This is a genomic window from Pirellulales bacterium (assembly GCA_033762255.1).
Lineage (GTDB): Bacteria > Planctomycetota > Planctomycetia > Pirellulales > JALHPA01 > JANRLT01.
Genome location: JANRLT010000045.1, coordinates 1 through 12,935, shown reverse-complemented (window position 1 = coordinate 12,935; position 12,935 = coordinate 1). Strand labels below are relative to the sequence as shown.

Genomic DNA, 12,935 nt, shown 5'->3' with positions numbered 1-12,935 from the left:
CAAACCCTAGCGGTCCTGCGGATCATTCTAGAGGGGTGGGGCCGCAAACTTTCGCGCGCTTTACAAATCGGCAATCTTTGTGCAATGGTTGCCCTAAAGCATTTCCGGAAAATGCTTTCGGGCCGCTCAAGGGCTTTCTTTGACAGTGCCGATACCGACATCTGTCCCGATGGAAATTGCGTGCTGAAGGCACGATTAGGGCGCGTCAGGAAACCGGATGGCTAAGTCGAGCCAAGGATTGGTTCGCACGGGCCTGACGCTAGACACCGTGGGTTGGCATCACCCGCCTGGAAGATCTCACCAATCGCAGGGATTGCGGCAAAGGCTAAGCGCTGTGACACGCTGTGTCCACGTGCACGGCCCGCGGCTCTCCGCCCCAAAACCTGGCAGATTGGCGCGTTCCCAACCATGGTACGGGCGCTACGAGTTCACCGGTGGAGCTTGCTTAACCCCAGTTGAGGAGACATTGTTCGATGAAATGGACAAAGTTTTTTGGCGCGCTCGTGGTCAGCGTGGGCCTGTGTAGCCAGAGCTATGGATTTGAGCTTCTGGAACGCATGATGAACCTAAATGACTGCGGTTGCACGGCTGTGCAGCCCCAATGTTGTGAAAAGACCGCCTGCACCAGTGATCCTGGCTGTGCGGCACCGTGTGGCAACGGTTGTGCCAACGGCGCTTGTGACCCCGGCTGTGCCGCCGCCGATCCCTGCGCCACGGGCGCTTGTGATCCCGGTTGTGCCGCGGCCGACCCCGGCTGTGCCGCTCCGTGTGGCACGGGATGTGACAATGGTTGCGACAGCTGCAACAGCTGCTGCAAGAAATGCCCCGGCCATGTCAAATGCGGCTGCCCCCACCTGGGCGTCAAGGTTTGCCATAGCCATGACCTGTTCGGCGGTTTGAAGGGTTTGTTTGATTGCCACAAGTGCAAGTCCTGCTGCAATACCTGCGGTAATGGTTGCGGCAACGGCTGCACGACCGCTTGCGATCCTGGTTGTGCCGCTCCTGCCGCTTGCGATCCCGGCTGTGCCGCCGCTTGCGATCCGGGTTGTGCCGCTCCCGCCGCTTGCAACGCTTGTGAAACTCCTAGCTGCAAGAAAAGCTGCTGCAAGAAGCACTCTTGCGGGCTGTTCGGCCACCTGTTTGGTTGCGGTGGCTGCAAGAAAAGCTGCTGCAAGAAGAGCTGCGATCCTTGCAACACCTGCACGACCGCTTGCGATCCCGGCTGTGCCGCTCCCGCCGCTTGCGATCCTGGTTGTGCCGCTCCCGCCGCTTGTGATCCTTGTGGCACGGGCTGCACGGCTGATCCTTGTGCCAATGGCAATGGTTGCACCGCCGCTTGTGGCAATGGTTGTGCGGCTGCCCCGGTGGCCGCTCCGGCCCCGGCTGCCGCTCCCGAAGCCGCCCCGATGCCTCCCGCGCCGATGGTTGATCCCCAAGCCGCCTACCGTCGTGGCGGCCGCGTGATGCAAGCCAGCAACGTGGTCCGCACCCGCTAGTACGCGGTTGCTAGTAAGTCTAGTCAGCTACTGAGACTCCGTCCGGGTAACCGGACGGAGTTTTTTTGTTTTTGGGGTGGCGAAAGCGGGTGTACTTTTACCGTCTTGTTGCGAATTTTGGAAATGGGATTAAAATTGTTAAAATGGAATGTATGGTTTACAATCGCTAATTATTATCCGGGAATTAAGCTATGTCCGACATTGCCGCTCAATTATTGGCCACATTTGATATGTTGGAACCACAAGAACAGCATGACATCTTGGCCAACCTGCTGCGTCGCGGCGGCGAGTTACCCGACACAGTGTTAACCGAAGAACAATTAACCGGGATAGCGGAAGAGTTATTTCTAGCGCTCGACGCGGAGGAATCGGATGCGGATAATTCCCTTAAGAGGTGAAGTATGGTTGATTGATCTGGGTATGGTCGCGAAAGTACGGCCTTGTTTGGTTCTTAGTATTCCAGCCGACGATCAACAAGATCGTGTCTTAACAACTGTTATTCCGCATACGACGAGTACTCGGGGCTCTCGATTTGAAGTACAGACGCTTACTCGATTTTTAAAAGCAGGAGCATTTGATGCTCAAAATATCATTACAATCCCAACCATAAAGCTACTCCGTCGTTTGGGCATTTTGCCCACTGATCAACTCTGTGCTGTGGAATCCGTGGTTAAGGATTGGCTCGGTCTGGCATAATCATAAAACTCGAGATCACTTATTTCCTCTACAGCTAAGGGATACCATCCACATTTTTTGTTAAAATATGTCAATTGGAGTGAGTCTAAAAACTTTCTACCTTGCATTCCATGCGGGTCTTTCACCTCAATTGCGGTCTGCTCCATGCCCCCCCTCATCCTCGGGCGGCTTGTCATTGCCTGTTACTAGAGCGGAAGGGCCGGCTGGCATTGATCGATGCCGGCATCGGCCTACGGGACATCGCCCAACCACGCGAACGTATCGGCCAAATAGCCATTGATGCGGCGGGCTTTCAGTTTCATGAGGAACTCACGGCGATTCGCCAGATCGAGCGTTTGGGCTTTCCATCGTCAGCCGTGGCGGACATCGTGCTCACCCATGGCGACCCGGATCATGCTGGTGGCTTAAGCGACTTTCCCGACGCCACAGTGCATGTTTCCCAGGAAGAACTCACTCAAATCAACTCCCTTCAGGACCGTTATTCACCCGCTCAATTTAACCATGGTCCACGTTGGTTCGCCCACCAATCTTTACCCAGCCATTGGTTTGGCGTGGAATGTCGTCCCCTCCCCTTGGCCCTGGGCGTGGGTTGCGCGTTAATTCCGCTGTTTGGCCACACCCATGGCCATTGCGGAGTTGCAATAAGAACCGGCGATCGTTGGCTATTACATGTGGGTGATGCCTACTATTTGCGGGCAGAACTAGCAATCGCGGACCATCCTGTTTCGGCCCTTGCCCAGCTACGCGCCGACGACGACGTTCAACGGCGCTCCAGCCTGGAAATTCTGCGGCGACTGGCCCGGGACCACCAGGATCAGATAGAACTTTGCGGGTATCATGATTTTACGGAGTTTCCTGACACCACCTAGTGCTGTGTCAAAGTTAAGATTCGAGTTAGGCAAGTCTGCCGCTGGGCGCTAGACTACGGTTTATGCGGCACCAACCGTGGGATAACGCCCGACGGTTCATCCGAAATCGAATCGTAAAAGAGCACTAAGGTGGTTCCTAGGCGGGTCGGCATGCGGCCGAGACAGCGGGAAAAGCAATCCCACGTGTAATATTCCCTCCAATTATTGGTATTATTCACCCATGACAAATCCTGGCGAGTTTTATAGACGAGATTCTGTGACTGCCAACGAATACAAGTTAGGATTGATTATGTCAACTCTGAATACAATTTATTTTGCAGTGAGTGCCCGCCATGTCACGTGAAAATATCAACTGGTTCCCGTCCAAAATCGATTGGTGGGTGGCTGCCGCCCTGGCACTACCATTGATCACGGGAATGTCCATCGGCATCCTTTCCCTGTGGGAGGGGAATACCACCAGCCTGTTGATTGGCCTGGGCATGCTGCTAGGCGTGGGTTTGCTTTACTGGGGCTTGATTTTTCCCATGCGTTATGGATTGAGTGATAGCCAGTTAGTGATTCGCTGTGGTATTTGCCGCTGGACAATTCCCCTGCAAAAAATATCCTCAGTTAATCCCACTTCGAACCCCCTCAGTTCCCCGGCATTATCCCTGGACCGGCTGCACATTCAGTATGGGCCGTCGTTTTTTAACTCCGTCATGATTTCGCCGCAGGATTCTAATTTGTTCTTGCAAGAACTCGCACAAAAGGCAGGCTTGAAACGCGCGGGGGATCGGCTGTATTCTGATGCCGTTTGACAACATCAGCCCGCAGCGTCAGCAAGGGACAATCCCCTTAGCCCGCAGCGTTAGCAAGGGATACAATTGTTTCATTATTCCCTTGCTGACGCAGCGGGCTAGATATTCCCTTCCCAAGCGAGCTAGTTTATGAACAAACGCAAGCCGATTCACAAAGCGGCTAAATCCACGTCCTTCAAAGCCACAAAAACAAAATCCGGCTCCGACGCCCAACCGGCTAAATCCACCAGGCCAGGCAAACCCGCGCAGCCAGCCAAATTACAACCAAACGAAAACGGCGTGGTGTTGCTCTCGGGCGGGAACCCCCAGATCGCCAAAGGGGACGGCGATGCGCCGGTGCAGGCGTACATCGCGGCCATGCCCGGCTGGAAAAGCGACCTGGGCCGCCGCCTGGACGCGCTCATCGTCAAGCATGTGCCCCATGTAAAGAAAGCCGTGCGCTGGAATTCTCCCTTTTATGGCATTGAGGGTCAGGGCTGGTTTTTGTCCTTTCATGTATTGACCAAGTACGTCAAAGTCACGTTCTTTAAGGGCCTGTCATTGAATCCGATTCCTCCCGGTGGCACGCCCAAGAGTCAGGAGGCGCGCTGGCTAGACATTTATGAAAAAGACGTTTTGGACGAGGAACAAATGGCCCGCTGGGTGCGCCAAGCGGCGGCGTTGCCGGGATGGGTGCCATAACATTAATTTATAATGCATAAATAGGCGCAATTCCTCGACCAAATCGTTCTCCCTTATTATCCCAAGAGACACCTTCATGCCCAACACCGTACAGTTTCAGCGTGTCTTGCGTGCCCCCGCAACGCGGGTTTACAAGGCGTTTATCGATCCGGACGCCATGGCCAAATGGTTGCCGCCGTAGGGCTTTACCGGAAAAGTCCACGAGATCGACGCGCGGGGGGGGGCGGATACCGCATGTCCTTTACCAACTTTGGCAGCGGCCAGAGCCACTCCTTTGGTGGAACCTACGTGGAAATGATTCCCTACCAAAAGTTAGTGTATACCGACCGCTTTGACTCGCCCGATTTGCCCGGGGAAATGCGCGTGACTATCACATTCAAACCAGTGGGTATGGGAACGGAACTGCACATCATCCAAGCGGGCCTGCCGGATGTCATCCCGCCGGATGCCTGCTGCCTGGGCTGGCAAGAATCACTGGCCCAACTGGCGAATTTGGTGGAGCCGGAAATTCCAGGGTGAGTCTTCTCGGTAACTGCATGCAACCTTACGCCGCCTTGCCCTGTGCCGTTTCCGTTGTTTGCGTCATTTCCGCCGTTTCCCGCTGCGGTTGGTAATGCGGCGCTAGCGGTTGCGCCGCGCGGTCGATCACTTCTGCCATAATAATCTGCGCCGCGTTGCGGCTAGCGCCTCCATGCGCGATTTTGGCCTTGAGCTTGCCCAACTCTGCGGCGACGCCATCGTGGTACTCCTCGACCAACAACCAACGAATCAAATGCGCTGCGATCTGCGGCGATTTATCCTGCCAGGTCAAATATTCGGGAAAGAGCGCCTTTTCTGGCGGTTTGTCGCGCCCCCCGCGCCCCGCCTGCTGGCCCCATGTTCCGGAATATTCTTTTTGGCCTAAAAATATCTCCTTGGCCAACAAGAGATTGATCAGCGTGATATAACGCACCCGCACAAACCATTGCTGCACCCACATCGCCAGTCGGCTGATCATGTACACAATGACCGTCGGCTTTTTGTGGTGCAGAAGCTCCAGCGATACCGATCCCGAAGTCGCCAGGCAGCAGTCCGCCACCGCGATCAGTTCCGGCGTCTTGCCCACATACACCGCCACATCTAACGGGACATCGGCCAGGAGCCGCCGCGCCAGTTGGGCGTGCCGCGCCGTAAACGCGGCGATGGCAAAGTTGACCCGCGGCACCCGCGCGCGGATGAGCGCCGCCGCCCGCAGCATGATCGGCAAGTTCAGCTCTACTTCTTGGCTGCGCGAACCGGGAAGTAGCGTTACCCATTGACCCTGCAGATGCAATTGATCAATAAAATCGTGTTCGAGTTTCTGGCGGCGCACTTCGTCAAAGTAGGGATGCCCGACAAAGGTGGCCCGCACCCCCTGCTCCGCCAGCCAAGCCGCTTCAAACGGCAAACCGCTGAGCACATGGTCGACGTATTTCCGCATCTTGGCAATTCGCCAACTGGCCCAGGCCCAGATTTGCGGCGGCGAAAAATAATACACGGGAATGCCGTGCCGCTTGGCCCGCCGGGCGATCCACCAGTTAAAGCCGGGATAATCAATCAGCACCACCGCGTCGGGTCGCTCGGTCTGAAAATAGCGATCCGCCCGCCGGCACAGTTGAAAAAACGTGAGCAAGTTCCACAACACGCGGGCAAACCACATGACGGCCAGTTTGGTCAGTTCAAAATGCAACTCGCAACCGGCCTCCGCCATGCGGGGACCGCCATAGCCCGCGCAGCGTATATCGGGCCGCAGCCGCTGGAGTTCGCGGATGAGATTTGCCCCGTGCAGGTCGCCGCTGGGTTCGCCGACGGAAAAAAATATTTTCATAAGTGAGATCGCCTAGCACCCGTTGCCGTCCGCACTCCCATGCGTAAAAGGCCGCATACGCGCGGGTGCTCTTTACGCGCTAAAGGTGAGAAAAAAATTTGGCCACGTATTATGCTCTAAGAATTGCTTCGGCGATATAGCAAATCTCGCGGGGACTTTCGTTGCTAGCAAGCGAAAATTCGTTTAAAAGAAAATTTATCGTAAAATAGACGTTAATGATCTGATTAATGATGTTGTTAAGTTAGGGAAGCAACCAGTCCACTAATCTCAGATCGGGAATCCCATAAAAATCGCGGGTATTATGGGTTACGAGTGTCAAATTATACTCTAGAGCAGTGGCGGCGATCCACAAATCGCTGCTTGGCACGGGGCGGCCCAAATCAAAAAGTTTAACGCGGGTGGTGGCAAATCGTGTACTTATTGTCTCGTCAATGGGATAGATGGTAACCGCTTGAAATAAGTCTTGTACTTCCTGTAAAAACGTTGCGGTGTAGTGTTTTTTCGTAATACCCAACTCATGATTTCGCCATGTGTGATAACGGAAATGTGGAGTCCACCCCAATACATCATCATGCGCGAGAGCACACGAGGGTGCTTGCGTATATAAGATGAACAAATATCGGAATCGATAATAAAACTTATTCTGTAATTGGAGGTCTCATTAATTGCCGTAACTTTCTATTCCAAGCTACGAATTCCGCATGCTCCCGGGCGTCCTCCGATTGCTCCCATTCTTGAACCTTTTGCTCTAATGCGGGATCTTGTGCATCCCTAAGTGGTGAAACCACAATTCTTACCGCTTCGCCATCAGCTAAACCCAGCGGCTGACTGACTGTGATCGTATTGCCGTGCACCACACCATCAAGAATTTGTGTTGAAAATTCCATGCTACCACCACCTTTCTAAAACTATTCTCCCCTACTCTTTCACCCGCTCAATATATTCCCCCGTGCGGGTGTCTACACGAATCAGTTCGCCGGTCTCGACAAACGCCGGACAGCTAATCTCCGCCCCGGTTTCCAGCTTGACGGGTTTGGTCAAGTTAGTCGCCGTATTGCCGCGAACCGCCGGTTCGCAATATTCGATTTTTAGAATCATGTGGTTGGGCGGTTCCACGCTGATCGGCCGGTTGTTAAACAGCGTCATGGAACAGGGGGTCCCTTCTTTGATCCACTGCGCTGTTTCTCCCACCAAATCGCTATTCAGCTCGTACTGTTCAAAGCTGGTGTTGTCCATAAAGACAAACGTATCCCCCTGCTTGTACAAAAACTGCGACTCAATCTCCGTCACATCGGCCTCGTCCAGGCTGTCGCCGCTTTTATAAGTCCGGTCCAGCACCGTCCCCTTGATCAGATTCCGCATCTTGCACTTGTACAATGCCTGCCCTTTGCCTGGTTTGACAAAGTTGCATTCCAGCATCAAATACGGATCGCCATCAATTTGGATCTTGATCCCCTTTTTAAAATCACTCGTATTGTAAGCCACGGGTCAGGCACCTCATTGGTGGAAGTTGGAGGAAAAGGTATGCTAGGAGTGTTAAAATTGCCATCCCTGGATAATGGCGATTTTTTGGGAACTATCCATTCTTTATCAAAACCGATGCCGCACGCCACATTTGCCCACGCGCTCGAAACGCGAAAACCGCATCCGGCGGTGGCCCCCGGGGCAGGTACCGCTCCCCCACAAGTCCCGGCCAAAGACGCCCGCCAAACCGCGCAACTGGACCAGACGGACACCACCTGGCACCAGGAACTGCGCGACGCGATTCGCGATCCGGCCGAACTGTGCCGGCTCCTCGATTTGCCTGCGGAAATCGCGGCCCACGCCGCCCCGGCCATCCGGGATTTTCCGCTCTTTGTGCCGCGGGATTTTCTGGCCCGCATGCGACCCGGCGATCCGCGCGACCCGCTACTTATGCAAGTTTTGCCGACTGCCGCCGAAACAACTATTATAACACAATTCAGCCCCGATCCGGTAGGGGACCTGGCCGCCGTCGTGACACCCGGTTTATTACATAAATACCCGGGCCGCGCCTTGCTGATCCTTACTGGCGCATGCGCTGTTCATTGCCGCTATTGCTTTCGCCGACATTTTCCCTATGCGGAACTTCCCCGTTCCCTCGCGCAGTGGCGGCCCGCGCTCGATCATCTGGCGGCGGACAACTCCCTTAGCGAAATTATCCTCAGCGGCGGCGACCCCCTGATCCTGCGCGATGAACTGCTGGGGGAACTGGCAACCCAACTGGCAACAATTCCCCACCTGCGACGGCTGCGCGTGCACACCCGCCTTCCCATCATGATCCCCCGGCGAGTGACGGACGAACTGCTGGGCTGGCTGCGCGGCACCCGGCTAAGCCCTATCATGGTTGTCCATGCCAACCACCCGGCCGAGTTGGTCAGCTCCGCCGCCGCCGCGCTGCGACGATTGGTTCAGGCTGGTATTCCCACCCTTAATCAAGCCGTGCTTTTACGCGGCATCAATGACTCCGCCGCCGTCCAGGCGGAATTGTCCGCGCGCCTCCTCGACTTGGGCGTGCTCCCCTATTACCTGCACCAACTGGACCGTGTGGCGGGGGGCGCGCACTTTGAAGTGCCAATCAGCACGGGACTGCAAATCCTGGGCGAGTTGCAAGCCACCCTGCCCGGCTACGCCGTGCCCCGTTACGTCCAGGAAGTCCCCGGCGCGAGGGGAAAAACGCCGTTGGTGTAATCTGACCTTTCCTTCCTGATTATCTGCCCCAGGCGCGCTTCGGCGCCTCGCGCAGTTCGTACATGCGCCGCGCTTCGGGAATGCGGGTAAACGCGATCCGTAGCGGGTCATGCGGCGCGGCGCCGTGCATGCTTCCCAGGTAAATCGCGTGGTCCCCCAGCTTTTCGTTGATTTTGTCCATCGCGTCCGATACGTTTTGTAACTCCACATTTTCGTCAAACAGCGGCCGCGTCGCCGACTGCGCCGCCAATAAATCTCCCAGCACCACCCCCACCTTCAGCGGGCGGCCCGCGGGACGCCGGTCCCACATCTCCGCCACGTGCGCCACCAGCGAATGCGTGTCCCGCGCGGGCATGATCCGCCGCCGGTCATGCCATGTCCCCCCGCCCCCCCAGTACGACACATCAATGCTGACCGACTGTGCCCAATAATCAATCCGCCGCAGCCGTGCGGCCGCCTTATGCGTCATGCAGATCAGCACCGACCGCCCCTCGGCATCCGTCCGAATGTCCGGCGGCAACACATGGGAATGCCCCACCGACCGCCGCTGCGTGGGGGGGTCGGGCAGGTCATCTCCCCGCAGGCGGTGCCACCACATGCGGCCGAGCAGCTTGCTCCCCCACACGCGGCTGATTTGGTCGACCGTCATTTGGGAAAATTGCTCGACCGTGGTCACGCCGTAGCGGTGTAGACGGGCCTGCATCCGTTCGCCCACGCCGGGAAAATCGGTCAGCGACAGGCCAAACAGCCGCTGGGGAAGTTCCTCGGCCCGGATAACGGTTAGGCCATCGGGCTTTTGCAGATCGGCGGCCATTTTGGCCAACATGCGGTTGGGGGCAATGCCAATCGAGCAGCGCAAAAACTCTCCCGCGTCGCGGCGAATCGCGGCCTTGATCCGTGCGGCCAGATCGCGCGCGGTCGCTTCGCGGCGATGTTCGCCAATCAGCCGGCACATCATTTCGTCGATCGACATCACCACGTCCACATGCAGGCAAGATTCGACCGCCGCCACCACCCGATGATGGTACCGCACGTACACATCCGGCCGGGCCTCCACCAAGCGAATCCGCGGACACAGACGGCGAGCCTCGGCCACGCCAGTGCCGGTCTTTACCCCATACTTTTTTGCCTCGTAACTGGCGGCAATACAACAGGTGGTGTCGGCCAGCATCGGCACTACACCCACCGGCTGCCCGCGCAGCTCTGGCCGCAAGTGCTGTTCCACGCTGGCAAAGTAGGCGTTCATGTCGATAAAGAGATAGCCGAGCATGGGGGAGGCGAGAGGTGCGAGGCGAGGGGACGCGGGGAAAAATGTAGGAGGCAACTCCGTTGCCGAACTGGTAGTTGAAGGTGTGGAGTTTAGTTTTTGGTGGCTGGTTTTTGGTTAGCCGCGACGCGCAGCGGAGCGCGGAGCGGCTGGACAGGAAAATTCATTTATCACGGAGGAACGGCGAAAAGGCCGAGGTTCACGGAAAAAAACAATCTGTAGGAGGCAACTCCGTTGCCGAACTGGTAGTTGAAGGTGTGGAGTTTAGTCTTTTGGTGGCTGGTTTTTGGTTTTTGCTTTCCTACCGCGAAGCGGTTGCATCACATAGCCCCGGGTTAGCGCAGCGACTACCCGGGGTACACAAAATAACCCCTCTCTCGTTTAGCCGCGACGCGCACAAAGCCGCCGATGGCATCGGCGGTCCGGGGCGCTGTAGGTCCCGCTCGCCGAGCGGGACTGGTCATTGGTTTTTGGTGGCTGGTGGAGTGGTATTTGGTTTTTGTTTAGCCGCGACGCGCAGCGGAGCGCGGTGGTTGCTGGTTTTTAGTGGGGTGGTTTTTGGCAAACATACACAGCTCCGAAGGAGCGGCATCTTTCTAGCCCAGAAGCAAACGATCACCCAATTCTTAATTTTTAATTCTTCATTCTTAATTGAATACGCCGCTACGCGGCTCCATGTTGCTTGGCTTATCCAAAACCGTGGGTTGACACCCACGGCTATGATCCGTTATCGCTGCGCGGTACTCTTTCATCATTCCGCCTTGGCAATTCCCCCCTCTCCCGACAGTGGCTTCCCATTTGTGGTAACGTCTGATCGGGAGAGGGACGGGGTGAGGGCATGTGGAAATGCGGAAGTTAGAATGATGAATTCAGAATGGCGGTAATCTACTTCTGCATTCAAAATCCTGGATTCCGCATCTTCCACCCACTCTACACTATTAATGTACATTTGTCAAGACCGGATACCCCCGATTAGCACTCATGATCAAAACGGCTACCTCAGAAACTTGTTCCTGGGCCGCGCAGCGGTGGGAAGCACTTGAGCGAACATTTCCGCGACTTCCAGGAGCCGTCTTCTGCTACGTGAGCCCACAAGTTTTAGGGCCGCCGCGTGGGATTGGTTTTCCAATGCATCGACTTGCGGTTTAGTTCCCCAGTACAGTAACATAAATGGCAAAGGATGGTTTGTGACGATTCGCCGGGTGAATGCCTAGGCGCGACAGAAATTGGGTAAGAACTTGCCAAGACGGGAGTTGCAGAACATGCTTGAGCTATGTGGGGCATATACTTCTTGCGGCTGCGCCGTCCAGGAACAAGTTCCTGGGGTACCCGGTAAACCAAGCAAAGAGCCCGCTGACCGGGGCGGTGATCGGCTGGCCAATTTGTTCAGGCCTGGGCAGGAGGCCTTAACACTTGATGATTTTTTTCGCTCAAAGGCTTCTTGTCAACAAATTGGAAGCAGATTGTCAAAAACTAATAATCTGGGAATAAATAGGCGCGCTTAACCGCAATTGGCAATGTTACAATACCTGCGTGGTTGCAAAGCTAGGTCAACTCCCCAGGTTGAGCTCGGGCATGTCTGACACGGCGGGTAACATCCTGGTTACTGAGTTGGAGACATTCCTCCTCGGCTTCTGGAGGAAAGAAGACGCCGCCGAACCTCTCTCGCACGAGCCGACTGCCGCACTCTTGCACGCAAACCACTAAGCCAACTCAGTCACTGTGGTTTGCGGAACGGACACGATCATGTCTAGCAGCTTGTGATTTTTACCAATCTGGCTGAGGGATCGTTAAGTTTTACAAAATACGCCGTGATCCAATTCGCGACTCATCCATTGCTAGCACTCCGTTTGGGAAAATTGAAATGCTAGCGACTACTCCAGTCTGACTTTCCAAAACAGAATGCAAACACTAAACCAAACTGAACTCCATCATGCGATTACCTCGTGGGTGCTAATCGGGCGTACTTGGTTTATATACAGCAGCATAGCTATACGTATTCTTTTCCCAATAAAACAGATAAATATTTCCATTAGTAGAATTTTGAAGAATAATGTTCTCTTTGTTAATTTCCACCTGATCTATGACCATATTCTTAATCGAATCTAGTAAGCGCACGCTGCCAGCTTGGTCAACATACATAAGCATGCCGTTGCCAGCGTCCATTATTACGCGTGAATAGTCATTATTGTATCGTACTAAAATCCCTTCTACGAGTAACTTACTCTTATAGATAAAAGGAGTAATTATACTATCTTTACTGAGTTCAAATTCATGCAAATCGTATTTCTCACCGGCCTTCACAACTAACATTGTTGGCTTATTGTTTAGTCGTAGTAAATAAGTGTGGTTGCCAAATGCAACTTGAGAATGCCCTTTAAGTTCCATAGATTCATCAAAAATAAGTAGTCGGTCTTGAAACAGAACGTAGTAGTGTACTGGTTCAGCGTAAACAGAACAAAGTCGGGTTGTGGTTTATGGGGAGTGGGGCTAGGTCAACGTCTGTTAACGTGGCCACGGTTTGGATTTTTCGCATCGAGTTAAAGTGAGCGGGGAGGGCGCCAGCGCGCCGCT

The 12,935-nt window shown here is 54.9% G+C and carries 13 protein-coding genes; 8 read left to right on the top strand and 5 right to left on the bottom strand.

The annotated features are described in order from the left end of the window. The first annotated feature begins 473 nt into the window (after positions 1–473). The 7 genes from SFX18_13455 (at position 474) to SFX18_13425 (ending at position 5,058) form a co-directional block, all read left to right on the top strand. The gene (locus SFX18_13455; GenBank protein ID MDX1964154.1) at positions 474–1,496 is read left to right on the top strand and encodes a hypothetical protein; all 1,023 of its coding nucleotides are present in this window, start codon (positions 474–476) and stop codon (positions 1,494–1,496) included. Between the two features lie 191 nt (positions 1,497–1,687). Then, the gene (locus SFX18_13450; GenBank protein MDX1964153.1) at positions 1,688–1,894 is read left to right on the top strand and encodes a hypothetical protein; all 207 of its coding nucleotides are present in this window, start codon (positions 1,688–1,690) and stop codon (positions 1,892–1,894) included. After that, entirely contained in the window at positions 1,869–2,192 is a 324-nt protein-coding gene (locus tag SFX18_13445; GenBank protein ID MDX1964152.1) for a type II toxin-antitoxin system PemK/MazF family toxin, read from the top strand. Before SFX18_13450 ends, SFX18_13445 begins: the two co-directional genes overlap by 26 nt. A gap of 110 nt (positions 2,193–2,302) precedes the next feature. Next, positions 2,303–3,061, top strand: coding sequence for an MBL fold metallo-hydrolase (locus SFX18_13440; protein ID MDX1964151.1), 759 nt, complete (start codon positions 2,303–2,305; stop codon positions 3,059–3,061). Between the two features lie 332 nt (positions 3,062–3,393). Further along, positions 3,394–3,858 (top strand): PH domain-containing protein, encoded by a 465-nt coding sequence (locus SFX18_13435; GenBank protein MDX1964150.1) that lies wholly within the window; start codon positions 3,394–3,396, stop codon positions 3,856–3,858. Positions 3,859–3,987: 129 nt separating this feature from the next. Continuing rightward, the gene (locus SFX18_13430) at positions 3,988–4,539 is read left to right on the top strand and encodes a DUF1801 domain-containing protein (GenBank protein MDX1964149.1); all 552 of its coding nucleotides are present in this window, start codon (positions 3,988–3,990) and stop codon (positions 4,537–4,539) included. Positions 4,540–4,704: 165 nt separating this feature from the next. Continuing rightward, complete coding sequence (locus SFX18_13425) at positions 4,705–5,058, top strand: SRPBCC domain-containing protein (protein MDX1964148.1); 354 nt, start codon at positions 4,705–4,707, stop codon at positions 5,056–5,058. A gap of 25 nt (positions 5,059–5,083) precedes the next feature. Here the strand turns inward: SFX18_13425 and lpxB are convergent, their stop codons facing one another. From lpxB to efp, 3 genes are all read right to left on the bottom strand, one after another. After that, positions 5,084–6,385, bottom strand: a complete 1,302-nt coding sequence (gene lpxB, locus SFX18_13420; GenBank protein MDX1964147.1) for a lipid-A-disaccharide synthase — start codon at positions 6,383–6,385, stop codon at positions 5,084–5,086. 638 nt (positions 6,386–7,023) lie between these two features. Further along, the gene (locus tag SFX18_13415) at positions 7,024–7,272 is read right to left on the bottom strand and encodes a hypothetical protein (GenBank protein MDX1964146.1); all 249 of its coding nucleotides are present in this window, start codon (positions 7,270–7,272) and stop codon (positions 7,024–7,026) included. Positions 7,273–7,303: 31 nt separating this feature from the next. Further along, positions 7,304–7,870 (bottom strand): elongation factor P, encoded by a 567-nt coding sequence (gene efp, locus SFX18_13410; GenBank protein ID MDX1964145.1) that lies wholly within the window; start codon positions 7,868–7,870, stop codon positions 7,304–7,306. A 114-nt stretch (positions 7,871–7,984) separates the two neighbouring features. On the opposite strand from efp, the gene epmB reads away from it, so the two are divergent. Next, entirely contained in the window at positions 7,985–9,094 is a 1,110-nt protein-coding gene (gene epmB, locus SFX18_13405; protein MDX1964144.1) for an EF-P beta-lysylation protein EpmB, read from the top strand. Between the two features lie 19 nt (positions 9,095–9,113). Here the strand turns inward: epmB and SFX18_13400 are convergent, their stop codons facing one another. Beyond that, positions 9,114–10,364 carry a type VI secretion protein ImpB gene (locus SFX18_13400; GenBank protein ID MDX1964143.1) on the bottom strand — a complete coding sequence of 417 codons (1,251 nt, stop codon included), beginning with the start codon at positions 10,362–10,364 and terminating at the stop codon, positions 9,114–9,116. A 1,950-nt stretch (positions 10,365–12,314) separates the two neighbouring features. Then, complete coding sequence (locus SFX18_13395; GenBank protein MDX1964142.1) at positions 12,315–12,749, bottom strand: hypothetical protein; 435 nt, start codon at positions 12,747–12,749, stop codon at positions 12,315–12,317. Positions 12,750–12,935: the final 186 nt, after the last annotated feature.

Bases quoted from the DNA above. Each gene is read 5' to 3' on its own strand.
- SFX18_13455 (MDX1964154.1), top strand. From the start codon at position 474: ATGAAATGGACAAAGTTTTTTGGCGCGCTCGTGGTCAGCGTGGGCCTG.
- SFX18_13450 (MDX1964153.1), top strand. From the start codon at position 1,688: ATGTCCGACATTGCCGCTCAATTATTGGCCACATTTGATATGTTGGAA.
- SFX18_13445 (MDX1964152.1), top strand. From the start codon at position 1,869: ATGCGGATAATTCCCTTAAGAGGTGAAGTATGGTTGATTGATCTGGGT.
- SFX18_13440 (MDX1964151.1), top strand. From the start codon at position 2,303: ATGCGGGTCTTTCACCTCAATTGCGGTCTGCTCCATGCCCCCCCTCAT.
- SFX18_13435 (MDX1964150.1), top strand. From the start codon at position 3,394: ATGTCACGTGAAAATATCAACTGGTTCCCGTCCAAAATCGATTGGTGG.
- SFX18_13430 (MDX1964149.1), top strand. From the start codon at position 3,988: ATGAACAAACGCAAGCCGATTCACAAAGCGGCTAAATCCACGTCCTTC.
- SFX18_13425 (MDX1964148.1), top strand. From the start codon at position 4,705: ATGGTTGCCGCCGTAGGGCTTTACCGGAAAAGTCCACGAGATCGACGC.
- lpxB (MDX1964147.1), bottom strand. From the start codon at position 6,385: ATGAAAATATTTTTTTCCGTCGGCGAACCCAGCGGCGACCTGCACGGG.
- SFX18_13415 (MDX1964146.1), bottom strand. From the start codon at position 7,272: ATGGAATTTTCAACACAAATTCTTGATGGTGTGGTGCACGGCAATACG.
- epmB (MDX1964144.1), top strand. From the start codon at position 7,985: ATGCCGCACGCCACATTTGCCCACGCGCTCGAAACGCGAAAACCGCAT.
- SFX18_13400 (MDX1964143.1), bottom strand. From the start codon at position 10,364: ATGCTCGGCTATCTCTTTATCGACATGAACGCCTACTTTGCCAGCGTG.
- SFX18_13395 (MDX1964142.1), bottom strand. From the start codon at position 12,749: ATGGAACTTAAAGGGCATTCTCAAGTTGCATTTGGCAACCACACTTAT.